This window comes from Rhodophyticola sp. SM2404, from assembly GCF_053570515.1.
Window position 1 is genome coordinate 350,141 of the sequence record NZ_JBSEDL010000001.1, and the last position, 24,585, is coordinate 374,725.

23 protein-coding genes are annotated in these 24,585 nt (G+C 58.0%); 15 read left to right on the forward strand and 8 right to left on the reverse strand.

The window, feature by feature from the left end; translation table 11 throughout:
* Positions 1-33 precede the first annotated feature (33 nt).
* From ACTYEO_RS01760 to ACTYEO_RS01770, 3 genes are all read right to left on the reverse strand, one after another.
* Complete coding sequence (locus ACTYEO_RS01760; RefSeq protein WP_449321985.1) at positions 34-957, reverse strand: tyrosine recombinase XerC; 924 nt, start codon at positions 955-957, stop codon at positions 34-36.
* 4 nt (positions 958-961) lie between these two features.
* The gene (locus ACTYEO_RS01765; RefSeq protein ID WP_449321986.1) at positions 962-1,675 is read right to left on the reverse strand and encodes a DUF484 family protein; all 714 of its coding nucleotides are present in this window, start codon (positions 1,673-1,675) and stop codon (positions 962-964) included.
* 208 nt (positions 1,676-1,883) lie between these two features.
* Positions 1,884-2,078 (reverse strand): hypothetical protein, encoded by a 195-nt coding sequence (locus ACTYEO_RS01770; RefSeq protein WP_449321987.1) that lies wholly within the window; start codon positions 2,076-2,078, stop codon positions 1,884-1,886.
* Positions 2,079-2,098: 20 nt separating this feature from the next.
* On the opposite strand from ACTYEO_RS01770, the gene ACTYEO_RS01775 reads away from it, so the two are divergent.
* The 4 genes from ACTYEO_RS01775 to ACTYEO_RS01790 all read left to right on the forward strand — a co-directional run bounded on the left by ACTYEO_RS01775 (position 2,099) and on the right by ACTYEO_RS01790 (position 7,416).
* The gene (locus ACTYEO_RS01775) at positions 2,099-4,291 is read left to right on the forward strand and encodes a primosomal protein N' (protein ID WP_449321988.1); all 2,193 of its coding nucleotides are present in this window, start codon (positions 2,099-2,101) and stop codon (positions 4,289-4,291) included.
* Positions 4,292-4,355: 64 nt separating this feature from the next.
* Positions 4,356-5,441 carry a histidinol-phosphate transaminase gene (gene hisC, locus ACTYEO_RS01780; protein ID WP_449321989.1) on the forward strand — a complete coding sequence of 362 codons (1,086 nt, stop codon included), beginning with the start codon at positions 4,356-4,358 and terminating at the stop codon, positions 5,439-5,441.
* Entirely contained in the window at positions 5,438-6,376 is a 939-nt protein-coding gene (locus ACTYEO_RS01785; RefSeq protein ID WP_449321990.1) for a prephenate/arogenate dehydrogenase family protein, read from the forward strand. Before hisC ends, ACTYEO_RS01785 begins: the two co-directional genes overlap by 4 nt.
* On the forward strand, positions 6,373-7,416 hold the full coding sequence (locus ACTYEO_RS01790) for an extensin family protein (protein WP_449321991.1): 1,044 nt from the start codon (positions 6,373-6,375) through the stop codon (positions 7,414-7,416). Before ACTYEO_RS01785 ends, ACTYEO_RS01790 begins: the two co-directional genes overlap by 4 nt.
* A gap of 65 nt (positions 7,417-7,481) precedes the next feature.
* Here ACTYEO_RS01790 and ACTYEO_RS01795 read toward each other — a convergent pair whose 3' ends face one another.
* Positions 7,482-8,483, reverse strand: a complete 1,002-nt coding sequence (locus ACTYEO_RS01795; RefSeq protein ID WP_449321992.1) for a DUF2125 domain-containing protein — start codon at positions 8,481-8,483, stop codon at positions 7,482-7,484.
* A 70-nt stretch (positions 8,484-8,553) separates the two neighbouring features.
* Here ACTYEO_RS01795 and ACTYEO_RS01800 point away from each other — a divergent pair, with 70 nt between their 5' ends.
* The 3 genes from ACTYEO_RS01800 to ACTYEO_RS01810 are packed head-to-tail and all read left to right on the forward strand — an operon-like array spanning position 8,554 to position 12,048.
* Positions 8,554-9,123, forward strand: coding sequence for a gamma-glutamylcyclotransferase (locus ACTYEO_RS01800; protein ID WP_449321993.1), 570 nt, complete (start codon positions 8,554-8,556; stop codon positions 9,121-9,123).
* 39 nt (positions 9,124-9,162) lie between these two features.
* Positions 9,163-10,386, forward strand: a complete 1,224-nt coding sequence (locus ACTYEO_RS01805; protein ID WP_449321994.1) for a biopolymer transporter ExbB — start codon at positions 9,163-9,165, stop codon at positions 10,384-10,386.
* A gap of 6 nt (positions 10,387-10,392) precedes the next feature.
* The gene (locus tag ACTYEO_RS01810; protein ID WP_449321995.1) at positions 10,393-12,048 is read left to right on the forward strand and encodes a peptidoglycan -binding protein; all 1,656 of its coding nucleotides are present in this window, start codon (positions 10,393-10,395) and stop codon (positions 12,046-12,048) included.
* Here the strand turns inward: ACTYEO_RS01810 and ACTYEO_RS01815 are convergent.
* The 3 genes from ACTYEO_RS01815 to gloB all read right to left on the reverse strand — a co-directional run bounded on the left by ACTYEO_RS01815 (position 12,045) and on the right by gloB (position 16,349).
* A complete protein-coding gene (locus ACTYEO_RS01815) occupies positions 12,045-13,016 on the reverse strand; it encodes a M23 family metallopeptidase (protein ID WP_449321996.1) in 972 nt (323 codons plus the stop codon). The two genes, ACTYEO_RS01810 and ACTYEO_RS01815, sit on opposite strands and share 4 nt — an antisense overlap.
* Positions 13,013-15,349 (reverse strand): ATP-dependent Clp protease ATP-binding subunit ClpA, encoded by a 2,337-nt coding sequence (clpA, locus tag ACTYEO_RS01820; protein ID WP_449321997.1) that lies wholly within the window; start codon positions 15,347-15,349, stop codon positions 13,013-13,015. Before clpA ends, ACTYEO_RS01815 begins: the two co-directional genes overlap by 4 nt.
* A gap of 214 nt (positions 15,350-15,563) precedes the next feature.
* Positions 15,564-16,349 carry a hydroxyacylglutathione hydrolase gene (gene gloB, locus ACTYEO_RS01825; RefSeq protein WP_449321998.1) on the reverse strand — a complete coding sequence of 262 codons (786 nt, stop codon included), beginning with the start codon at positions 16,347-16,349 and terminating at the stop codon, positions 15,564-15,566.
* Between the two features lie 68 nt (positions 16,350-16,417).
* On the opposite strand from gloB, the gene ACTYEO_RS01830 reads away from it, so the two are divergent.
* From ACTYEO_RS01830 to ACTYEO_RS01860, 7 genes are all read left to right on the forward strand, one after another.
* On the forward strand, positions 16,418-17,200 hold the full coding sequence (locus ACTYEO_RS01830; protein ID WP_449321999.1) for a class I SAM-dependent methyltransferase: 783 nt from the start codon (positions 16,418-16,420) through the stop codon (positions 17,198-17,200).
* 254 nt (positions 17,201-17,454) lie between these two features.
* Entirely contained in the window at positions 17,455-18,015 is a 561-nt protein-coding gene (locus ACTYEO_RS01835; protein ID WP_449322000.1) for a F0F1 ATP synthase subunit delta, read from the forward strand.
* Entirely contained in the window at positions 18,015-19,553 is a 1,539-nt protein-coding gene (gene atpA, locus ACTYEO_RS01840; protein WP_449322001.1) for a F0F1 ATP synthase subunit alpha, read from the forward strand. The genes ACTYEO_RS01835 and atpA overlap by 1 nt, the downstream gene beginning before the upstream one ends.
* Positions 19,554-19,565: 12 nt before the next feature.
* Positions 19,566-20,441 carry a F0F1 ATP synthase subunit gamma gene (locus ACTYEO_RS01845; RefSeq protein ID WP_449322002.1) on the forward strand — a complete coding sequence of 292 codons (876 nt, stop codon included), beginning with the start codon at positions 19,566-19,568 and terminating at the stop codon, positions 20,439-20,441.
* 18 nt (positions 20,442-20,459) lie between these two features.
* Complete coding sequence (gene atpD / locus ACTYEO_RS01850; RefSeq protein WP_449322003.1) at positions 20,460-21,884, forward strand: F0F1 ATP synthase subunit beta; 1,425 nt, start codon at positions 20,460-20,462, stop codon at positions 21,882-21,884.
* Positions 21,885-21,896: 12 nt separating this feature from the next.
* Positions 21,897-22,319, forward strand: a complete 423-nt coding sequence (locus ACTYEO_RS01855) for a F0F1 ATP synthase subunit epsilon (RefSeq protein ID WP_449322004.1) — start codon at positions 21,897-21,899, stop codon at positions 22,317-22,319.
* A 137-nt stretch (positions 22,320-22,456) separates the two neighbouring features.
* Complete coding sequence (locus ACTYEO_RS01860) at positions 22,457-22,807, forward strand: H-type lectin domain-containing protein (protein WP_449322005.1); 351 nt, start codon at positions 22,457-22,459, stop codon at positions 22,805-22,807.
* A gap of 36 nt (positions 22,808-22,843) precedes the next feature.
* On the opposite strand, the gene ACTYEO_RS01865 is transcribed toward ACTYEO_RS01860, so the two are convergent.
* On the reverse strand, positions 22,844-23,872 hold the full coding sequence (locus tag ACTYEO_RS01865) for a ribose-phosphate pyrophosphokinase (protein ID WP_449322006.1): 1,029 nt from the start codon (positions 23,870-23,872) through the stop codon (positions 22,844-22,846).
* 100 nt (positions 23,873-23,972) lie between these two features.
* Here ACTYEO_RS01865 and ACTYEO_RS01870 point away from each other — a divergent pair, with 100 nt between their 5' ends.
* Entirely contained in the window at positions 23,973-24,572 is a 600-nt protein-coding gene (locus ACTYEO_RS01870; RefSeq protein ID WP_449322007.1) for a DsbA family protein, read from the forward strand.
* Positions 24,573-24,585: the final 13 nt, after the last annotated feature.

The window sequence follows — 24,585 nt, forward strand, 5'->3', positions numbered from 1 at the left end:
GAGAGAGTGCAACAGTTCTGTGACACTGACCGCTCACGCTTTCGGATGCGCGGCGTTATAGACCTCGAGCAAACGCGCGGTATCAACCGCCGTATAGGCCTGCGTGGTCGACAATGACGCATGGCCCAATAATTCCTGAATGGCACGCAAATCGCCGCCCGCATTGAGCAGATGGGTTGCGAAGCTGTGGCGCATGGCATGGGGGGTGGCGCTTGCGGGAAGGCCCAGTTGCAAACGCGCCTGTTCAACCATTTTTGCCACCTGGCGCGGGTTGAGCGGCCCGCCGCGGATACCGCGAAAAAGGGGCTCGCTTTGATCGGAGCGATAGGGGCAGAGGGCAACATAGCGGGCCACGGCGTCCCGCGCGGCAGGCAGTACGGGCACCTCGCGGTCTTTCCCGCCCTTGCCTGTTATGCGCAGAGCATCCCCCATGGGCAGATTTGCCCCCGTGAGCCCGAGCGCCTCGGAGCGGCGCAGGCCGCAGCCATAAAGAAGGGTCACAATTGCAGTGTCGCGGGCTTGCACCCAATCACGCGCGTCTTGCTGGCCCACAACCTCCAGCACATCCTTAGCGGCGCTTTCGCTCAAAGGGCGGGGCAGGGGGCGTTGGTATTTCGGGGCGCGCACCGAAAGGACGGGCGTAGGGTCAAAGCGCTCATGGTCCGACCACCAGCGATAAAAGCTTTTCACTGCCGATAATTTGCGCGCCAGAGACCGCGCGCCCACACCGCGCCCGCGCTCCTCGGCCATCCATGCGCGCATCTGGCGAACCCCGAGCCTTTGCAGCGGCCCCAGCCCGAGGCTGTCACCTGCATAAACGGATTGAAAGCTGAGAAATCCCAGCAGGTCGCGGGTATAGGCGTCGATCGTGGCGTCTGATGCCCCATCGATGGATTGCACATGTGCAAGCCATCGTTGAAGCAGATCGCGGGCCGCAGGGGAAAGGGCGAGGCTCATTGCCTCAGTCCAGATATTTCCACATCGCGCGTTCGAACACGCCCGTGAAAAAGGCCAAAAGATCGGTGCCTTGGTTGGGGCGGAACTGGTGCGGATCTTCCGCGCCCATCACCAACATACCAGGCAAGCGGCCCTTGCCCAGATCAAGCCGGAGCAGCGCCTCGGAACCGATCCAGCTTGCTGCATCGCCGAAGATTTCCTCGGAACTGTCACCGACCTGCCTGAGCGTGACTATCCGCTGTGGCACGTCGCGCCCTGCCGAGAGATAAAGATCGATGAAGCCAGCGGGCACGACTGTCAGCACGTCTTCCAGCTTCTGCACAGTTGCGGCAGAGCTTTCGGTGACATCCTTGCTTTCCAGAACAAGCCTGATGCGATCCACGCGCAAAATCTCGGCAATTTCGTTGCCAAGTGCTTTGAGGAAGGTCTCGAAATCGGGTTGTTCCAGAATCTTGAGAAGGGCGCGATGCACTTGGTTGGTGCCTGCAAGGTTCTCATAAGCCGCCGCAATCACCGAGCGGTGCGTATCTTCAAGCCGGTCGAGCCGGTTTTCCAGACGCTCCATCGCGATGCCGCGCATATCCACGATATTGCCGCCCATCTGGCGGTCATTTGCCGAGATCAGCGCCCGCATCAGGTCGCGATCCTCGAGCACCAGTTCGGGGTCTGCCAAGACGCGTTCGCGCCAATCTTCCAACAATTCTGCTCGTTCAGTCACCGGTATGCCTCAAGTGTTTTTTATGATTTGGCGCGACCATACACGATCTCTTCAGGATTTTCTGCCCTGTTTTTTGCTTCATCCCTCATGAACGTGTCCTAGCCGTTATCGCAAGGGGTTTGATCGGCTATCGCTTTGATCACAGCAAGCAATCCCGCTTGGTATCCAGCGAAATGGTCTTGGCAAAAACGGGTTCATTGCGCGTATCTCAGAATTCCTTGGTCACATCCTTGATGTCATTGCTGGATTTCATGATGATAGAACGGGTCATGGTCAGAGCATCGGCTGGACCAAAATCATTGAACGCGCGGATCGCATCGATATCGGCGGTGTCTATAAATAATTTAATGGCTGTGCTGGCTTTTAAGGCATAGTCGATGTGTGTTGCCGCCCAGTAGCGCAATGCCCTGCCAGCGGGAAAGCATGACCCAAGACTATTTCACACAAGGCGAATTGGTTGGCGTGCTGACGGCCGAGCCGCTTGATCGGGTGCTTGACTACAAAGCGCCCGAGGGCGGGTGTTGGCTTGGTGCCTTCGTCGAAGTGCCGCTTGGTCCGCGCAAGGTCTTGGGTGTTGTTTGGGGGGCAGGCAAGGGGGATTGGGATATTGCCAAAGTCCGCCAAGTGCGCCGCGTTCTCGATGTGGCCCCGATGCGTGCAGAGCTGCGCAGCTTCTTGGAAAAGGCAGGCGCCTACACGCTGACGCCCATGTCTGCGATGCTGCGTTTGGCAACCCGCGCGCCTGGCCTGTCCGATCCGCCTTCGATGCGCAAAATCTACCGTCTTGGAGCCACAACACCCGACCGTATGACCGATGCGCGCACCCGTGTTCTGGCGGTGCTTGAGGAATATGGCGGGCTTGGCTTCACCTTGAAAGAACTGGCCGAAATGGCGGGCGTGACTTCAAGCGTGGTGAAGGGGCTTGCTGCTCAAGGCGCGGTCGAGGAAGTCGATACCCCGCGCGATACGCCCTATTTGCCGCTTGATCCCGACCTGCCGAGTAAGGCTTTGACGACAGACCAAGCGCTGGCTGCAAAAATCCTGCGCGAGGCGATCACATCGCGCATCTACGGCACCACCTTGCTGAAAGGGGTAACGGGGTCGGGCAAAACCGAAGTGTATCTTGAAGCGGTTGCGGCGTGCCTCAAGGCAGGACGACAGGCTTTGGTGCTTTTGCCCGAAATTGCCCTGACCAGTGAATTCCTAACCCGCGTTGAAGCGCGTTTTGGCGCAAAGCCCGCCGAATGGCATTCGGGCGTGACCATGACCGAGCGTCGGCGCTGCTGGAAAATGGTCGGGATTGGTGAGGCGCAATTGGTGGTGGGGGCCCGTTCGGCGCTGTTTTTGCCTTTCCGCGATCTTGGTTTGATCGTGGTCGATGAGGAACATGACACCTCCTACAAGCAGGAGGACGGTGTTCTTTATAATGCCCGCGACATGGCCGTGCTGCGTGCCTCGCTCAATTCGGCGCAAGTCGTTCTGGCCTCGGCCACCCCCTCGCTTGAAAGCTGGTCCAATGCGCAAGCAGGCAAATATGCCCGCCTTGATCTTCAGGCCCGCTTTGGCGCGGCCGAGCTGCCTGCCATGCATGCCGTTGATATGCGGGTCGAGGATTTGCCCTCAGGGTCATGGATTTCCCCAAGCCTGCAAATGGCCGTGAAGCAGCGTTTGGCAGCGGGCGAGCAATCGCTGTTGTTCCTGAACCGTCGTGGCTATGCGCCTGTCACCCTGTGCCGTGCTTGCGGCGAACAGGTGGGCTGTGACCATTGCGATGCACGCATGGTCGAGCACCGTTTTCAAAAGCGGCTGATGTGCCATCAATGCGGTGAAACCAAACCCGTGCCGCAGGTCTGCCCGTCCTGCAAGGTCGAGGGGAAAATGGCTGTTGTGGGGCCCGGGGTTGAGCGTGTGGCCGAAGAAGCCGCTATGCTGTTCCCCGATGCAAAACAGGCGATCCTCTCCTCTGATCTCTTTGGCTCGGCGCGCGCGTTGAAATCCCAGATCGAGGAAATTGCCGCAGGCGAGACCGATATCATCATCGGCACGCAGCTTGTGGCCAAAGGGCATAATTTCCCACGCCTGACCTTGGTGGGCGTGATTGATGCCGATCTTGGCTTGCAAGGCTCGGATTTGCGCGCGGCTGAACGCACCTTCCAATTGATGCGCCAAGTTGCGGGGCGCGCGGGGCGTGCCGAAAAAACGGGGGAGGCTTTGTTGCAAACCTTCCAGCCAGAACACCCCGTGATCCGCGCCACGCTTGCAGGCGATGATGAAGGGTTCTGGCAGGCCGAAGCAGAGGAACGGCAGGCAACGGGCATGCCCCCTTATGGCAAGCTGGCAGGCATAATCATCTCCTCGCCCGATGCCGCGCAGGCTTTTGATTTGGGCGCGCATTTGGCGCGAAATGACCAGCCCTTGCGCGATGTGGGGGCCATTGTCTACGGCCCCGCGCCCGCCCCCATTGCCCGTGTGCGTGGCCGCCACCGTGTCAGGTTGTTGGTCAAGGCCCCCAAAGGTATTGCCCTGCAAGCCGCCATTGCGCGTTGGACGGGTAATCTCAAGCTGCCCAACACTTTGCGCCTCTCGGTCGATATCGATCCGCAAAGCTTCTACTGATTGCGGTTCCCTTGCGCGGCCTGCCTCGCTAAAACCCTCGAAACATTTAATGGAATCCCGCCCCATGTCCGCGCCAATGCAGCCCAAACCCGGCATTTTGGAGATCGCCCTCTACCAAGGAGGGCAAAGTAAGATCGACGGCCAAGACGATGTGCTCAAGCTCAGCTCGAACGAAAACCCGTTCGGCCCGAGCCCCAAAGCCGTAGCCGCGATCAAGGCCGCAGCCGAGGAAATGCATCGCTACCCCTCCACCGATCATGCCGAGCTGCGCGACGCGATTGCCCAAATCCACGGCGTTGATCCTGCCCGCGTGATCTGCGGTGTCGGCTCGGATGAGGTGCTGCAATTCCTGTGTCATGCCTATGCAGGGCTGGGCGATGAGGTGCTTTATACCGAGCACGGTTTCTCGATGTATCGCATCTGTGCGCTGATGGTGGGGGCAACCCCCGTTGAGGTTCCCGAGGTCGAGCGCCGCGTCGATATCGACCATCTGATTGCGGGCCTGACCGATCGGACACGGCTTGTCTTCATCGCCAACCCCGCCAATCCCACAGGCACCATGCTTGGCACGGATGAGCTTGCACGTCTGGCCGATGCCATGCCCGAGCGGTGCCTTTTGGTGATCGATTCCGCCTATGCCGAATTTGCCGAAGGCTATGATGGCGGCAAGGCCTTGGTCGAAGCGCGGCCGAATGTTGTCATGACACGCACCTTTTCCAAGCTCTATGGTTTGGGCGGTCTACGGGTTGGCTGGGGCTATGCCGACCAATCCATCATCGATGTGCTGGGGCGTATCCGCCAACCTTTCAATCTGTCGACCTTGGCATTGGCAGGGGCGCAAGCGGCAGCGCTTGATACCGAATTCGCGCAGGACTGTGTGCGGATCAATGCCGAGGAACGCGCAAGGCTGACCGGAAGCTTGCGCCAGATCGGTATTCCTTGCGATGAAAGCTATGCCAATTTTGTTCTGGCGCGCTTCAAGGATGAGGCCGAGGCTGATGCAGCGGATGCCTATCTCAAATCCCGCGGTATTATCGTGCGCCATCCCAAAAGCTATAAGCTGCCGCAATGCCTGCGCATCACCGTGGGCCAACCTGATGACAATACCCGCGTGCTGGATGCGCTTGCGGGTTTCAAGGGGGCGCAATGAGCCAGATTTATGACCGAGTGGCGCTCATCGGCCTTGGCCTTATTGCAGGCTCTTTGTCGCTCGCGATCAAACGCGCGGGGCTGGCGGGGGAAGTGGTGGGCTATGCCCGTTCTGCAGGCAGCCGCCAGATCGCGCGCGATATCCAGCTTTGCGACCGGATCGAGGATGATCTTACCTCAGCCGTGAAAGATTCCGATCTGGTTGTACTTTGCGTGCCCGTGGGCGTGATGGCGCAGGTCGCTGAACAGATCGCGCCGCATCTCAAGGCAGGGGCAACGCTCACTGATGTCGGGTCGGTCAAACGGGATGTGATCAGCGCGGTTGGCCCGCATGTGCCTGAAAATGTGCAGTTCATCCCCGCCCACCCTTTGGCGGGAACCGAGCATTCTGGCCCCAATTCGGGTTTTGCCGAATTGTTCGACAACCGCTATGTCCTCATCACACCCGAGCCCAAGGCAGACCCCCAAGCGGTCGCCAATTTGCGCCTGCTTTGGGAAAAATGCGGCGCCAATGTCGAGGAAATGGATGCCGATCACCATGATCTGGTGCTGGCCGTTACCTCCCACACGCCGCATCTGATCGCTTATACGATGGTGGGTGTGGCAGATGATCTGCGCCGCGTAACAGACAGCGAAGTGATCAAATATTCCGCCGCAGGTTTCCGCGATTTCACGCGGATCGCGGCCTCTGACCCGACCATGTGGCGCGATGTTTTCCTGTCGAACAAAGAGGCCACGCTGGAAATCCTTGGCCGTTTCACCGAGGAGCTCTTCGCGCTTCAGCGCGCGATCCGCACGGGCGATGGCGATCATTTGCATGATTACTTCACCCGCACCCGCGAAATTCGTCGAGGCATCATCGAAGCGGGGCAGGATACGGATGCGCCGAATTTCGGGCGCACAAGTTCCAAACCACGGCCACCCAAAATGCCATGATGCGAATTTGGGGTGTTTTGGGGGCAGTTTTGGTGATGACAGCGCAACCGCTCTTGGCGGAGGCTCCGTCTAATTCACTACGTCCGATCGCGCGCCCCCAAGCCTCACCTGTACCATCCGTTCCTACACCTGCTGATCAGATCGAAACGGCCGAGCCCGTGCGTGCCCCGACAGGGCCCGCCGCGGCGACGACCGTTATTCTTCGGGCTTCATCACTGGCCCCGCGCGGATCTTTGCGCCCGCAAGAACGCGGCGGCATGCCGCCCGTTCAGTCCTCCGTCCCCGTTCAGGCCGATGCAACTCCTGTCAGCGTTGAAACCACGACACAAGTTATCGAACGGCGTGGTCTTTTCGGGACTGTGCGCCGCAGTGTCGAGGTGCGGGTGATCGAAGGTGCCACGCAATATGCGGCTGCCATCTCGCTCCGCCCCAGCTTACGCCCTGACGGCTTGGAGGAACGCAGCCGCGCGGCTTCCACACGCGCAACGCCAGGGCGGGTAACGCAGCCCGGAGCTCGAGGAGCGCTTTGCGGCAGCGCAGGCATTTTGGGAGATCGGCTTGAAACCATCCCCGGTCGGATCAGGGGCTGCGGCATCCCCGAGCCAGTGCGTGTTCGCGAAATCGATGGCGTCACGCTGAACCAGCCGGCCACCTTGAATTGTGATGCAGCCCTCGCGCTGCAAACATGGTTGCGGGAGGGCGTTGTGCCCGTGGTTGGGCGCACAGGTGGCGGTGTGTCTTCGCTCCGCGTGGTGGCCTCCTATGCCTGCCGCACCCGCAATAACCAACCCGGCGCGCGCCTGTCCGAACATTCCACAGGCAATGCGATTGATATCGCGGGCATCGGTCTTGTGAATGGCACGGAATTAACGGTGCTTACGGGATGGCGCTCGGGTCAAAGCTCGCGCCTGCTGCGCCGCATGCATCAAGAAGCCTGTGGCCCCTTTGGCACTGTGCTTGGCCCGAATTCTGATCGGTTCCACCGCGACCATTTCCATTTTGATGTCGCAAGTTACCGCTCGGGTCCGTATTGCCGCTGAGCCTGCATCTTTGCTTCCCAAATACTTTGGGGTGAATTGGCCATAGGCCAAAAGGGGCAAAGCCCCTAACGCAGAACAAATTGTGGCGCTTGCCCGATCGGTATCGGACCAAAAAACATCAGCCCATCCCGAAAGCTTAAAGGCGCGTCAAGATTATCTGGATCGCCGCCAAGCCCTGCCAGAAAGCCCAAACCACGCTCAATCATGCGGCGCGCATCCGTTGTAATTACGCCCGCATTCACGCCGAGATCAAGCATCGCGCGCCAGTTTTCGGCGCGGATGGCGATCTCGCCTGCGGGTCTGCCCGAGCTATCCACCACCAAATCACCTGAGGCGCGCAATCGCATATCGCCCCACACTGCTTGCGCTTCCTCAAGCTCGATTGAGGTGAATTGCGGGCGCGCAACCTCAATCGCATCCAGATCCCATGGGCGGTCAAACCCGAACTGCCCTTCGATGCGCAGGGTTTCGATTTCCTGAGGCAAAAGCCCCGCAGGGTCCAGAATGCGGGATGCGCCTTCGGGCGGTACATAGCCCTCGGCCTCGAAGACCAGATCATAAAGCTGATCTTCGCCCTCGACCCGTTGCGCCACAAGCGTGCCTGTGCGTAGGCTGCTGGACCAACCCGCGCTGCTGGCAATCGCCAGATCGCGCAATTGCGTCTCCGAGAGATCAAGGGCCAGATTGGCCGAGGGGCGCAGATCCAGATCCGAGGTCATCTCGCTGCTGGTGATCTCCAGCCGCTCGAAGGGCGAGGCAAGGCTTTGCTGATCTGGCCAGATGGCGGTGACTTGATCGGCGCGCAACGGGCGTTGTTGTAAAATGACCAAGGGCGCTTCCCATGCCCATCCTGTTTCGGGATCGGCCAGTTGCAATTGCGAAATCTCGGTTCTGAGCAAGCTTGGAAACCCGCCTGTCGAGAGCTCGGCATAATTCACCAGCCAGCCCTCGGCCGCGCGATCCTCCAGCCAGCCCGCCAAAAGCGCTTCGCTGGCCTTTGACCCTGCAAACCAGATCGCCCCCCAACCAGCGGTCAAGATGACGATAACCCAGATCAGTTTCCGCATTGGCTTCGATTCCCCTTCAAACCCGCCTTTACCCTGCATATAGGCAAGAGTTGAAGAAAGGACCAATCCGATGTCGCATGATCCTCTTTGGGTGTTTGGCTATGGCAGCCTGATCTGGAACCCCGGCTTTCCAGTGGCCGAGCGCCGTGTTGCGCGGCTCGACGGTTGGCATCGGTCTTTTTGCATGTCCTCTATCCATCATCGCGGCACGCCCGAGGCTCCGGGCTTGGTGCTGGCCCTTGATGTTGCGCCTGACAGTTATTGCGACGGGATCGCCTTTCGCGCGGAAACGGGCAGTGAAGAGGCCACGATTGCCTATTTGCGCGAACGTGAACTGATTTCCTCGGCCTATGTCGAAACTCGTCAGAGGCTCCAATTCCATGATGGTCCCGCGCAAGGCGATGTGCTGACCTATGTGATCGACGGCGATCATGAGCAATATCTGGGCGGCATGCCCTTGGAGGACCAAGCCCAAATCATCGCCCAAGCGGTGGGGGGGCGTGGCCCGAATGATGAATATCTTCTCCAAACCGCATCGCATCTGGCCTCTCTGGGGTTGGCAGACCCCGATCTTGATTGGCTTGTCGAGCGCGTGCTGCAGCTAAAGGCGAGTGTTGGCAGCGCGGCGGAACGCGGCTAGTCTGTCCGCGACAGGCCAAGCAAGCGTCAGAGAACCGCAATGACAAGCAGAGCAGACAGCGCCGAGGCGCTTCGTTTCACCAGACCGACGCGTCAGATTTTGCTGATGTTGATCATCTGCGGGCTGTTTGCCTTCGGGAGTGTGCTGATCTTCCCGATGGTCCAGCCTGTCTTTTTGGCCAATCCCTATCTGAACGGCACAATCGCCGTTGTGTTTCTCGTGGGTGTGCTGGCCTGTTTTTGGCAGGTATTGCAGCTTTATTCCTCGGTCTCATGGATCGAGAACACCGCATCGGGCTTGCAAGGCCCGCAAAGCAATCGTGTCCCCCAGCTTTTGGCGCCCTTGGCGGGTGTCCTGCGGGGGCGTGGCGCGCGGATGCAGCTTTCAACCGCCTCGTCGCGTTCGGTTCTGGATTCGGTCGGTGCGCGGATGGAAGAAAGCCGCGATATCACACGCTACATTGCGAACCTTCTGATTTTCCTTGGCCTTTTGGGTACATTCTTTGGTCTCGCCACCACCGTTCCTGCCGTTGTTGAAACGATCCGCTCGCTGCAACCAACCGAGGGCGAGGAGGGGATGGCTGTCTTCGGGCGGCTGATGGCAGGGCTTGAGGATCAATTGGGCGGCATGGGCACAGCCTTTGCGTCCTCGCTGCTTGGGCTTGCGGGATCATTGGTTGTGGGCCTGCTGGAGTTGTTCGCAGGCCATGGCCAGAACCGCTTTTACCGCGAGATGGAGGAATGGCTCTCGACCATCACGCGTGTCGGGTTCTCCACGGGCGATGGCGAGGGCGGCGGTATTGACCGCGCAGCGGTGGCGACCGTTTTGGACCACATGGTGGATCAGATCGACAGCCTCGAGAGCCTCTTTGCACGCTCCGAGACACGCCGCGCCGAGACAGAAGACCGCCTGATTTCATTGGCGGCTTCGGTCGAGAATTTGACGGAAAGACTGGGCCCGGGGCAGGTGGCTGCCACGGAGCGTCTGGCTGTGGCGCAAGATCGCCTATCTGAGGCCATGCTGTCGATGCAGGGCGATAGCGGCGGTATGGATGACGAGGCCAAGATGCGCCTGCGCTCGATTGATGTGCAATTGCTCAAGATTTTTGAGGAAATCGGGGCAGGGCGGCAGCAGGAAATTTCGGCCCTGCGCGGCGATATCAACGAACTCAGCTCGGCCTTGCGCGCCTTGACCCAAGCGGCTGCGACGCCGGAACCCAATGATGCCCCCGCGCCGCGCCGCGCGCCCAAGGCGAAAGAGTAATCCGCGATGGCCTTCCACCGTAGGACAGGCAACCGATTTACCGCCGCGATCTGGCCGGGATTTGTGGATGCGATCACTGCCCTTTTGATGGTGATGATCTTCCTGCTGACCATCTTCATGGTGGTTCAATTTGTTCTAAGCGAAGAGATCAGCACGCAAGACGAAGAACTGAACCTTCTCAATTCGCAACTCAATGAACTGGCGGATGCATTGGGCCTCGAACAGGGGCGCGCGGATCGCTTGGAGGCGCGGGTGGCCACCCTTGGCACCAGCCTTGAGGAGGCCAATGCCGAGATCGAGGCGCAACAAAGCCTGATCGCAACGCTGAATGCGGCAAATGCCCAACAGACCGCGCAGATTGCCAGTTTCGAGGAACAGGTTGCCTCGCTTCTGGCCGCAAATTCCGAGCTGACCGCCGAGCTGAATACTACGATTGCCGAGCGGGATGCCACGGCCACCGAGTTAGATGCTACGGCCGCCGAATTGGCCGAAAGCCTGAGCCAAAGCGAGGCGCTCAACCTTGCGCTTGCACAGGCCCGCAGCGAGATAGATGCCGCCGCAGAAGCCGCACGTTTGGCAGCCGCCCGTCGCGAGGCCCTTGAGGCTCTGGTGGCTGATCTGGAGACGCAAACCGAAGGGCAATTGAGCGAAATTGACCGCCTCCAGACAGCCCTTTCTGAGGAGGAGGCCGCCCGTCTTGTGGAGGCCGCCGCGGCTGAGGCTTTGCGCGAACGCCTTCAGAATGCTGATGCCGAGTTGACCGCGATGACATTGGCCTTGGAAGAACAGCGTCGCGAAGCCGAGGAAACCCTGACCATGCTGGCCGCGGCCTCGTTTTCTCGGGATGAATTGGCGGCCCAAATTGCCGAGATGGAAGACCGTCAACTCACCGAGGCGGAACGCCAAGCCGCGCTGCTTGCGGTGGCCAACCAGCAATTGGCCGAGGTGGAGGCGCAATCAGCCGAAGGGCAGCGTCGCATTGCGGTTCTTAATGAGCAGATCGCGGCCTTGCGGTCACAATTGGGCGCGTTGCAAGCGCTGCTCGATGCCTCTGAGGCGCGGGATGCCGAAGCTTTGGTGCAGATCGAGGCTTTGGGTAGCCGCCTGAATGCTGCGCTGGCGCAGGTTGCGGCCGAGCAAAGCGCGCGGGCCAATCTTGAGGCGGCGGAAGCCGCGCGGCTGGCGCTTGAGGCGCAGGATCTTGAACGCTACCGCTCAGAGTTTTTCGGGCGTTTGCGTGAATTGCTTGAGGGACGCGAAGGCGTGCGGATCGAAGGGGACCGTTTTGTATTCTCCTCGGAGGTGCTTTTTACCTCGGCTTCTGCGGAATTGCTGCCTGAGGGGCGCGCGCAGATTGCCAATGTCGCGCAGCTTTTGCTTGAGGTTTCCGATGACATACCCGAGGCCATTGATTGGATTATCCGCGTGGATGGTCACACCGATAATATCCCGCTTTTCGGCGCGGATAACGGGGCAGGGAATTGGCGGTTGAGCCAAGCACGCGCTTTGTCAGTGGTGCTTTATATGAGCGAAGAACTGGGCATCCCGCCTTTCCGTTTGGCCGCCACGGGCTTTGGTGAATTCCGCCCGATTGCAAGCAATGACAGCGCGGATGGACGGGCGCAGAATCGCCGTATCGAATTGAAACTGACCGAGCGCTAACGGATTTCGATCTGGGTGTTGCGCTGGCTGATCGCGAGCCCGCCGCGCAGCAGTGAGACTTGCCCGCGATACAGGCCTGCCTGCAAACCCCCATTTGGTGCGCGGCGGCCCGAGGCGCGGAAAAGCTGTGCTTGGGTCCTGTTTAACTCGACCAATTGGTCATGAAACACCACGCCGTCGGGATCAGTGATCAAGATCCTGATCTGGTCGCCCGCGCGGGCACTGTGAACAAAGCCCCAAAGCACAAGGGCAGGGGCGGTTCGGGTCAGGAAGGCGGCATCGGCAGTGCCTTGTTTGATGGCTTCGAATTCGGGGATGTCTTGCGCAAAGCCCGCCGACATCACATCGCCCGCATTATGGCTGATATCCTCAATCCAAAGGTCAGGCGCACCGATCCCGCAGCTTGCGGTCTCGGTCGGATCGAATGGGTCGATGACCTGCCCGTTATGGCGCAGCGTCATATGAAGATGGGGAAACTCAGAGCGGCCAGAGAACCCGATTTGGCCCAAAGCGGCCCCCGCCTCGACCGTATCGCCCTGCTGAACCGTGACCGAGCCTTGGGCCAAATGGCAATATTGGGTCTGCCAGCCATCCCCATGGTCCAGCACCACACCATTCCCGCAATCCTGCCCCTCAGGCATCATCGCGATGCCGTCATCGGCGACGGTATCTCTGCTGCCCAGAACGGTTCCGCTGGCAGCGGCCAGCACGGGCCAGCCAAGGCTCAGCGCCTCAAAATCGGCGAGGCGGATATCGGTGCCTTGATGCCCGTCATAGCTTTGCGGCCCACAGGTGAAATCGCGGGCATCGGGCCCTGCGTCGCGGTCAACGAATTGTTGCAGGAAACAGGTCTCGCCCAATTCGCAATCGACTGGGAAGAGCAGGGAGGGGGCATCGGCAAGGGCGCTGGATGCAAAAACGGCGACCCCCGAAAGGGCCGCCGCAAAGCTTAAACTGCGCTGTGTCATTCCGCCGTGAGAAGCGGGGGCTTTTTAGACGAAATGCGCGCTTTCTCAGGCTCTTCGATCCGCAGATCGATTTTGCCATCCTTGACGCCCACTTTGACGTTTCCGCCCTTGGCAAGCTTGCCGAATAGCAATTCTTCGGCCAGCGGTTTCTTGATATGCTCTTGGATCACGCGGCCAAGCGGGCGCGCGCCCATGCGATCATCATAGCCTTCCTCGGCCAACCAAGCAGCGGCGGGCTGTGTCAGTTCGATCGTCACATTGCGGTCCATCAATTGCGCTTCGAGTTGGAGCACGAATTTCTCGACCACCTGCATGATGATCTCGCGGCCAAGTGGCGCGAAGCTGATCACGGCATCCAGACGGTTGCGGAATTCAGGCGTGAAGGTCCGTTCAATCGCGGCAGTGTCTTCACCTTCGCGACGATCACGGCCAAAGCCGATTGCCGCTTTTGCCTGTTCGGCTGCACCCGCATTCGATGTCATGATCAAGATCACATTGCGGAAATCGACCGAGCGACCGTTATGGTCGGTCAAGGTCCCATGATCCATGACTTGCAGCAGGATGTTGAACACATCGGGATGGGCCTTTTCGATCTCGTCGAGCAGCAAGACGCAATGCGGATGCTGGTCAACGCCATCGGTCAACAGCCCGCCCTGATCAAAGCCGACATAGCCGGGAGGGGCGCCGATCAGCCGGGAAACGGCGTGTTTTTCCATGTATTCCGACATGTCAAAGCGCATCAATTCCACGCCGAGCGTATCTGCCAATTGCTTGGCAACTTCGGTTTTGCCCACACCTGTTGGGCCCGCGAAGAGGTAATTGCCAATTGGCTTTTCAGGCTCACGCAATCCTGCACGCGCCAGTTTGATCGCGCTGGACAGCGCCTCGATGGCATTGTCCTGCCCAAAGACCACACGCTTGAGGGTGACCTCGAGATCCTTGAGGACCGTGGCGTCATCCTTGGAGACGTTCTTGGGCGGAATGCGGGCGATCTTGGCGACAACAGATTCGATCTCCTTGGTGCCTATGGTCTTGCGGCGCTTGCTATCGGGTAGCAAATGCTGCGCGGCACCCGCCTCATCGATCACATCAATGGCTTTGTCCGGCAATTTGCGGTCGTTGATGTAACGCGAGGACAGCTCCACCGCGGTCTTGATCGCATCAGCGGTGTATTTCACATGGTGATGGTCTTCAAAATAGGATTTGATCCCACGCAGGATTTTCACCGCGTCATCCACGGATGGCTCGGCCACGTCGATTTTCTGGAACCTACGGCTGAGCGCGCGGTCCTTTTCGAAATGCTGGCGGAATTCCTTATAAGTGGTCGACCCCATACAGCGCAGCTTGCCGCCCTGAAGCGCAGGCTTGAGCAGGTTGGAGGCATCCATCGCACCGCCCGATGTCGCACCCGCACCGATTACGGTGTGAATTTCATCGATGAATAGCACCGCATCGGGGTGATCTTCCAGCTCGGTCACGACCGCCTTGAGGCGTTCCTCAAAATCACCGCGATACCGCGTTCCAGCCAAAAGCGCGCCCATATCTAGGGAATAGATGGTCGATTTCGACAGGACTTCAGGCGTTTGGCCTTCCACGATCTTCTTGGCCAAACCCTCGGCAATCGCTGTTTTACCAACGCCTGGATCGCCAACCAAAAGCGGGTTGTTCTTGCGGCGGCGGCACAGCACCTGAATGCAGCGCTCAACCTCATGATCGCGGCCGATCAAGGGGTCAACATCGCCCTTATTGGCCTTGTCGTTTAGATCAACGCAGTATTTCGCAAGCGCGGATTCTTTTTTATCCGCCTCGCCTTCGCCTGTCTGTGCCGAGGACATCGGGTCTTCATCCTCGTCCGAGGAGCCTGCAACGGGGCGATTTTCGCCATAGGATGGGTCCTTGGCAACGCCATGCGCGATAAAGTTCACAGCGTCATAACGGGTCATATCCTGTTCTTGCAGGAAATAGGCGGCATTGGATTCGCGTTCGGCGAAAATCGCGACAAGCACATTTGCACCCGTCACCTCGGTACGGCCCGAGGATTGCACATGGATCGCGGCGCGTTGGATCACGCGCTGGAAGGCTGCGGTAGGAACCGCTTCACTTCCTTCAATATCGGTTTCCAGTGTGGACAGATCTTCGTCGATGAAGGTCACGACGGTCGTGCGCAATTCATCTACGTCAACGCTACAGGCTTTCATGACCTTTAGCGCGTCTGGTTCATCCAGAAGGGCGAGCAGCAAATGCTCCAATGTTGCCAATTCGTGTTTACGCGCATTGGCTTGGGCCAGCGCTGCGTGAATGGCCTGCTCAAGAGTGTTTGAAAACGACGGCACGATATGTGCTCCTTTCGTTGCGTCGACGGGTGTTTCAGTGGCCCGCCTGACTTTGGCCTCATAACTATAACGTTCGGTTTTATTTCGCGGGTTTCAAGCAAAACTTACGAAAAAAATGCGGTTGACGCTGCGATCTGACCTTTTAGCGGGGGAAAACTGGCCCCCATGCACTTTTTCGCAGCATATTTTACGGGCGCATCTGGTGCTGCGCGGGTTAGAAGTGATCTTTTCGTGATCGTATCTCGGTAAAGACATCCACATCAGAGGCATCTTGCATGCCGATTGCCGCTTTCACCTCGGGAAGATGGGCCCGCAGGAACGGGTTTGTCATCAATTCTTCCGAGAGAAGGCTGGGAACAGTCGGCAGACCTTGTGTGCGATGCTGTGTGATCATCTCTGAACGGGACTTAAGCTCTGAGTTGGCGGGTTCAATACTTTGCGCAAAATTTGCATTGGCGGCGGTATATTCATGGCCCGAGCAGACCAGCGTCTCTGGCGGCAATTTGGCCAGTTTTGACAGGCTCTCCCACATCTGCGCGGGCGTGCCTTCAAAAAGGCGGCCGCAGCCAAGCGCCATCAGGCTATCGGCGGTGAAAACGGCGCGCGCTTGCGGGAAGTGAAAAGCGATATGCCCGACCGTGTGGCCCGAGACGTCCAAGACATGCCCCGTCAGATCACCAATCGTGATGCTTTCGCCTTCGCTCAAAGCGCGGTCCAGCGGGGGTAGCCTATGGGCATCCTTGGTGGCACCAAGCACCTGAACGCCTTTTCTGCCATTCAGCAATTCAGCCAAGCCATCGACATGGTCATAATGATGATGCGTGATCAAAACATGGCTCAGCACCCAGCCCTTGGCCTCTAGCGCGGCGGCGATCGGGGCGGCTTCTGGCACGTCAATCACAGCGGTCTGGCCTGTCGCCTTGTCATGCAGCAGATAGGCGTAATTATCCTGCAGGCAGGGGATCGTGACGATTTCAGCGGAAGGGGTTGTCTCAGGCATGGCTTTATTCTTCCGAGGGGCTAAGGTGAGCGTCAACATGACCTTCGCGCACCGCATCGGGGTTTGCAATGCATCTGGATGTGCTGGACCTGCGCCAGTTTTATTATCGAACTAGATTGGGCCGGATCGCACAAAAGGCGATCCGCGATCAAATGCTTGCGCTTTGGCCAGAAGCAGACGGCCAGACCGTGGTTGGCTTTGGCTTCGCGGTTCCTCTGTTGCGGCCCTATTTGCCCAAAGCGCGCAGGGTCATCGGGTTGATGCCTGCCGAGCAAGGCGTGATGCCATGGCCTGCGGGTATGGAGAATGTGTCCACGCTCAGCCGCGAAGGGCAATGGCCGATCCAGACAGGGTTTGTGGATAGGCTGGTTTGCTTGCATGGGTTGGAGACCTCGGAAGATCCCTCGGCCGTATTAGAGGAAGCCTCGCGCGTTTTGGGGCCGGGTGGGCGCGCCTTGTTTATCGTGCCCAATCGCAGCGGGCTGTGGTCGCGGCGGGACGCAACGCCCTTTGGTTTCGGGCGGCCCTATTCGCTCAGCCAGTTGGAAGCGCAGCTCAAACGGCACGGTTTTGTGCCCGAGCGTCATGTCGCGGCCTTGTTCGCGCCACCAAGCCATGGACGGTTCTGGTTGAAATCATCAGGCATGGTCGAGCGTGTCGGGCGCAAATTATCATCTTACTACGCGGGCGGCGTGATTATGGTGGAGGCGTCCAAACAGGTCTATGCCCCGACAAGACCCGGGCTTGCCGAACGCGTGCGCCAACCGCTTCGAGTGCTGGAAGGCGTTCCAAAGCCAGCGGGTGCCTCAGGCTTGGTGGGGCCGAGTCATTCCATGCATTTGGACGATTAAAGGCAAGAATCCCTGCCAATTTTGTCGGAATCTTGCAGCTTCAAAGCGTCGCAGTTTTCTGAACATCGAAGAAGGCCTTTAAAATAAAGCAAAAGCGCCGCAGCTTTAATTGTCTTTGAGCGGTTGCAGCATGAAACACCCTCTGCTAAATCGACGCGAAATTAACGCAAACTCGGGCCGAGTGTTTGGCCTGTATTTTGAACGTCCGGCGCGCAACTCTCGCGTGACTGGGCCATTACGTTGAAAGGGTGGACGTGTCCGAACCAGCTTCCATTTCTACCGGCATTGCCTCTCGTTATGCGACCGCGATGTTTGATCTGGCCACGGAGGCGAAAGCTCTCGCCGCATTGGAACAAGACGTCGATGCGCTGGAGGCCGCGCTTGCTGTAAGTGCCGATCTGCGCGATGTCATTTCCTCGCCAATCTACAGCCGCGATGAAGCGCAGGCCGCGATTGGCGCTGTCGCCAAGGCGATGTCCCTCAACGAAATTTCGACGAACACGCTGTTGCTGATGGCGTCGAAGCGTAGGCTCTTTGTGCTTCCGGCCCTGTTGCGCGTTTTGCGCGACATGATCGCGGATCATAAAGGTGAAATTACTGCGGATGTGGTCTCTGCCAAGGCCTTGACCAAGACGCAGGCTGACAAACTGGCCAAATCCTTGAAGGCCAGCGTTGGCAAAGACGTGAAACTGAATGCGACCGTTGATGAAACCCTCATCGGCGGTCTTGTTGTTAAGGTGGGCTCGAAGATGATCGACACGTCGATCCGCTCCAAGCTCAACTCCCTCCAGAACACTATGAAAGAGGTCGGATAATGGCGATCCAAGCAGCAGAGATTTCTGCAATCCTGAAGGACCAGATCAAAAGTTTTGGTCAGGATGCCGAAGTGGCCGAAGTTGGCCGCGTGCTTAGCGTAGGTGATGGTATCGCCCGCGTATATGGGCTCGATAACGTGCAGGCCGGTGAAATGGTCGAATTCCCAGGTGGTATCATGGGAATGGCGCTCAACCTCGAGACTGACAATGTCGGTGTCGTGATCTTCGGCTCCGACCGTGACATTAAAGAAGGTGACACGGTCAAGCGCACAAACTCCATCGTGGACGTGCCTGTTGGTCCAGAATTGCTTGGCCGCGTTGTTGACGGTCTTGGCAACCCGCTGGATGGCAAGGGCCCGATCAAATCCAAGGACCGTAGTGTTGCGGACGTGAAAGCGCCTGGCATTATCCCTCGTAAATCGGTGCATGAGCCGATGGCGACTGGCCTCAAAGCCGTTGACGCGATGATCCCGATTGGCCGTGGCCAGCGCGAATTGATCATTGGCGACCGTCAGACTGGTAAGACAGCCGTGGCGCTCGACGCGATCCTGAACCAGAAAAGCTATAACGACGCCGCGGGCGACGACGAGAGCAAGAAGCTCTACTGCGTCTATGTTGCGATCGGCCAGAAGCGCTCGACCGTTGCTCAGCTGGTGAAAAAGCTCGAAGAAACCGGTGCGATCGAATATTCAATCGTGGTTGCAGCGACCGCGTCCGATCCTGCACCTATGCAGTTCCTTGCGCCTTATGCTGCCACATCGATGGCTGAATATTTCCGCGACAACGGCAAGCATGCTTTGATCATCTATGATGACCTTTCCAAGCAAGCGGTTGCCTATCGCCAGATGTCGCTGCTTCTGCGTCGCCCACCCGGACGTGAAGCCTATCCTGGTGACGTGTTCTATCTCCACTCCCGCCTGCTTGAGCGGTCTTCGAAGCTCAATGAAGAGTTCGGCTCGGGCTCCCTGACGGCTTTGCCGATCATTGAAACCCAAGGTGGTGACGTTTCGGCCTTTATTCCAACCAACGTGATTTCGATCACCGATGGTCAGGTCTTCCTCGAAACCGATCTGTTCTATCAGGGCATTCGTCCTGCTGTGAACACAGGTCTTTCGGTAAGCCGCGTTGGCTCCTCCGCGCAGACCAATGCGATGAAGACAGTTGCTGGTCCGGTTAAGCTGGAATTGGCGCAGTATCGTGAAATGGCGGCCTTCGCCCAGTTTGGTTCCGACCTTGATGCCTCGACACAGCGTTTGCTGAACCGTGGTGCGCGTCTGACCGAATTGATGAAGCAGCCACAATATGCGCCTTTGACCAATGCTGAAATCGTCTGCGTGATCTTCGCAGGTACCGAAGGCTTCCTCGACGAAATCGCGGTAAGTGATGTAGGTCGCTTTGAAAAAGGCCTTCTGCAGCACCTGCGCGGCAAGCATAAAGACACCCTCGATTGGATCACGAATGACGATCCGAAAATCAAAGGTGATGCTGCTGATCGACTGAAGAAAGTCATCGAAGAATTCGCTGCAGACTTTTCGTAAGGGGGCCTTGGTATGCCAAGTCTCAAGGACCTAAAAAACAGGATCGAGTCGGTCAAATCGACCCGCAAGATCACCAAGGCCATGCAGATGGTGGCCGCGGCTAAACTGCGCCGTGCGCAGGAAGCTGCGGAAGCCGCTCGGCCCTATGCCGAGAAGATGACGGCTGTTGTTGGTGGTTTGGCGGCGTCGGTTGGACAGTCCGAAAGCGCGCCGCGCCTTCTGGCTGGTACCGGTTCCGATCAAACCCAGCTTCTGGTCGTGATGACCTCGGAGCGGGGTCTGTGCGGTGGTTTCAACTCCACGATCGTGCGTCTGGCGAAGGCCCGCGTGCAGGAGCTTCTGGCCCAAGGCAAAACAGTGAAAATTCTCACTGTTGGCAAAAAAGGCCGTGAGCAACTGAACCGTGACTTTGCGGATCATATGGTTGCCCATATCGATCTGGGTGATGTGAAGCGTGTTGGCTATGCCAATGCGGCTGACATCGCAAAAGACGTGATGGAACGGTTTGATCTAGGCGAGTTTGATGTTGCCACGATCTTCTTCAACCGCTTCCAATCTGTGATCAGTCAGGTGCCAACAGCACAGCAGATCATCCCTGCCGTCTTCGAGACGGAAGGTGAGGCGACAAACGAGACGCCTTATGATTACGAACCCTCGGAAGAGGCGATCCTTGAAGATCTATTGCCAAGTGGTGTGGCAACGCAGATTTTCACCGCCCTTCTTGAAAATGCCGCCTCGGAGCAGGGCGCGCGTATGTCTGCAATGGATAACGCAACCCGCAACGCAGGCGAGATGATCGACAAACTGACCATCGAGTTTAACCGCTCGCGTCAGGCGGTCATCACCAATGAACTGATTGAAATTATCTCGGGCGCGGAAGCGCTCTAAGGAAACCGGAGACACGACATGGCAAAAGCAGTCGGTAAAATTACGCAGGTCATCGGCGCCGTCGTCGACGTGCAGTTCGAAGATCACCTGCCGGAGATCCTGAACGCTGTCACGACCGAGAACAATGGCAAAAGCCTTATTCTCGAAGTGGCGCAGCACCTTGGTGAGAACACAGTTCGCACCATCGCTATGGACGCGACGGAAGGTCTCGTTCGTGGTGCAGTGGTCACGGATACTGGCGCCCCAATTCAGGTTCCAGTCGGCTCAGGCACATTGGGCCGCATCCTGAACGTCACAGGCGACCCTGTTGACGAAAAAGGCCCTGTGGACGCGAAAGAAACACGTTCGATCCACGGTGATGCCCCTACCTTCGACCAGCAGTCCACCGCGACTGAAATCCTGACAACAGGCATCAAGGTCATCGACCTTCTCGCGCCCTATACCAAGGGTGGTAAGATTGGTCTGTTCGGTGGTGCTGGTGTTGGTAAAACCGTTTTGATCATGGAATTGATCAACAACATCGCGAAGGTACACTCGGGTGTGTCCGTATTCGCGGGTGTTGGTGAGCGGACCCGTGAGGGCAACGACCTTTACCACGAGATGATCGAATCCGGCGTTATCGTTCCCGATAACCTGCCAGACTCGAAGATTGCACTGGTCTATGGCCAGATGAACGAGCCTCCCGGTGCGCGTATGCGTGTTGCTTTGACCGGTCTGTCGCTTGCGGAACAGTTCCGTGACGATACGGGTTCGGACGTTTTGTTCTTCGTGGACAACATCTTCCGCTTCACACAGGCTGGCTCTGAGGTGTCTGCGCTTCTTGGCCGTATTCCTTCCGCTGTGGGCTATCAGCCAACACTCGCAACCGATATGGGCGCGATGCAGGAACGGATTTCCTCGACCAAGAACGGTTCGATCACCTCCGTTCAGGCCGTTTACGTGCCTGCGGATGACCTTACCGACCCTGCGCCTGCGACATCCTTCGCCCACCTCGATGCGACAACCGTTCTGGATCGTGCGATCTCGGAAAAAGGTATCTATCCTGCTGTGGACCCGCTTGGTTCGACCTCGCGTCTGCTTGATCCGATGATCTTGGGTGAAGAGCATTACAAGGTTGCGACCGACGTTCAGAAAATCCTGCAGCGTTACAAGTCTTTGCAGGACATCATCGCCATTCTCGGCATGGACGAATTGTCTGAAGAGGACAAATTGTCCGTTGCCCGTGCGCGTAAGATTGAACGCTTCTTGTCGCAGCCATTCGACGTGGCGAAAGTCTTCACTGGCTCTGATGGCATTCAGGTGCCGTTGGAAGATACGATTGCCTCGTTCAAGGCGGTTGTTGCTGGCGAATACGACCACCTCCCCGAAGCAGCCTTCTACATGGTGGGCGGCATCGAGGACGTGAAAGCCAAGGCCGAAAAGCTGGCCGCAGACGCAGCCTGATAGGAGGGCCTTATGGCCGACGCAATGAAGTTCGATCTGGTTTCGCCCGAGCGCCGTCTGGCCTCGGTCGAAGCGAGTGAAGTGCAGATCCCGGGTGCTGACGGTGACATGACGGCCATGGCCAATCATGCACCTACGATCACCACGCTGCGTCCAGGTGTTCTTAAGGTCACCCATGCGGGTGGCGTTGATGAATATGTGGTCATTGGCGGCTTTGCCGATATCTCACCTGCAGGTGTTACCGTTCTGGCCGAGCGTGCTTTGCCGCGCGCTGAGGTCTCCAAAGAGCTGTTCGCCGAATGGGTCGAGGAATATCGCGCGGCCCATGAAGCTGCGAAAGATGGCTTCGAGAATCAGCCTGGTCCTGTTGATGATGCGGCAAAGCTTCTGTCTGACATGGTTGCGCTTGGCGATCATATCCAGATCGGAAACTGAGCTACATTCCATCTTAGGATAATGGTTTCAAAGCCCCCGCAGACCGCGTGTCTTCGGGGGCTTTCTTGTTGTTAACCACTTTTTGCTTGGACTGGGTCCAATTGATCCTTAGGTAGAAGAAAACAGGCAAAATCAGTATGAAGCAGCTAAACGCAAATAGTGTTGGTATTGATCAAGGGTCGCGCATCCTGTTCTCGGATTTTGAGGAAGGAGGCGTGATGTGGACGGGGGAAGGCCCCCGTGAGGCCCGCTTTCCAACCGAATTCGGCAAGGCCTATAAAACGCCACCCGTAGTGCATGTATCCCTCACCATGTGGGATACGGATGGCAAGACCAATCAGCGCGCGGATCTCAAGGCCGAGAATATAACCGAAACCTCATTCGAGATCGTTTTCAAAACATGGGGCGATAGCCGCGTGGCGCGGGTCCGTGCGGATTGGATGTCCATTGGCGAGTTGTCCAATGAGGATGACTGGCAGCTTTACTGACGCTTAGTCAGGGCCGCCAAGGCGGCCCTTTGCGCTTTAGCGGCCATACATGCCATTGGGATAGAGCCCCTCATAGATCGGTGAGAGCGTCTTCGTATCAAACAGCGACGAGACGCTGGTGCCGTTCCAGATATTCAGAATAGCTTGGGAGAACATTGGCGCTGTTGGCACGATGCGGATGTTCTTGCAGGCCTTTACTTCATCAGTGGGTTCTATCGTGTCTGTGATGACGAGCGCTTTCATCACCGAATTCGTGATCCGCTCCACTGCGGGGCCTGATAGGACACCATGGGTGATATAGGCATGCACTTCGGTCGCGCCATGCTCCACAAGGACCTCGGCTGCTTTGCACAAGGTGCCGGCCGTGTCGCAGATGTCATCGACGATAAGGCATTTCTTGCCGCGGACATCACCGATCACGGTCATCTCGGCAATCTCGCCTGGTTTCTCGCGGCGTTTATCCACGATCGCGAGGGGGGCACCGATCCGCTGTGCCAGCTCGCGTGCGCGGGCCACACCGCCGACATCTGGCGAAATCACCATCACATCGGATACATCGCCTTCGAATTGGTGCAGGATATCGAGCGCGAAAATGGGGCTCGCATAAAGGTTGTCCACGGGGATGTCGAAAAAGCCCTGAATCTGGGCTGCATGCAGGTCCATCGTCAAAACGCGCTCAATACCGCCCTCGGCAATGAGATTGGCCACCAGCTTGGCCGAGATAGGTGTGCGCGCCTTTGTGCGGCGGTCCTGACGGGCATAGCCGAAATAAGGGATCACGGCGGTGATACGGCTGGCCGAGGAACGTCTGAGAGCATCAGAGATGATCAACAGCTCCATCAGGTTGTCATTGGCAGGCTTTGAGGTTGGCTGGACGATGAACATATCTTCGCCGCGGACATTCTCGTAGACCTCGACGAAAATCTCTTGGTCGTTGAAACGCTCAACCCGCGCGTCAACAAGATCGACTGCCAAACCCCGATGCATCGACATGCGCCGCGCCATCGCTTCGGCCAGAGTTCGGTTTGCATTTCCTGAGATCAGTTTAGGGTCGCTGGCAGCCATATCTTTGGTGTTCCTTGTCGTGTTTATTTGGGCCCCCAATGCCCGTTGACACCCACTATCATCCGACTACCGTCTTCGCAAAGTCAAAAGGGAGCGGCTCATGGCCCATATCGATTATTACTTCGCGACCTTGTCGCCCTATACCTATCTCTCGGGGCAGCGGCTGGCGGAGGTTTCGGCCAAGCATGGCTGCACGGTCACCTTCAAACCCTTGGACATTATGGCACTTTTCGCACGCACGGGCGGCACGCCCCCCAAGGACAGGCATCCGTCGCGGCAGGCTTACCGCCTACAGGACCTTGTGCGCAGCGCGAAGAAAACAGGGTTTGCCCTGAACGAAAAACCGATGTTTTGGCCCGCCAACCCCGCGCCATCCTCTTTTGCGATCATCTCGGCGCAGAAGGCGGGCGGGGGTGATTTGGGTGTTTTGGTGCATGCGCTGACCCGATCTGTTTGGGCCGATGAAAAGGATATCTCGCAAGATGAGGTGATCCGCGCCTGTTTGGAAGAAGCAGGCTTTGATCCCGCTTTGGCCGATCGCGATATGTTGGCCAGCGCCGAAGAATATGGCCGCAATCTCGAAGATGCGGTGAATTCAGGCGTCTTCGGCGCGCCTTTCTATGTGGTCGATAATACCGCGCATTTCTGGGGCCAAGACAGGATCGAAGACCTCGATCTGTATCTTGCTGGAAAGCTTTGATCTGAAAAAACGT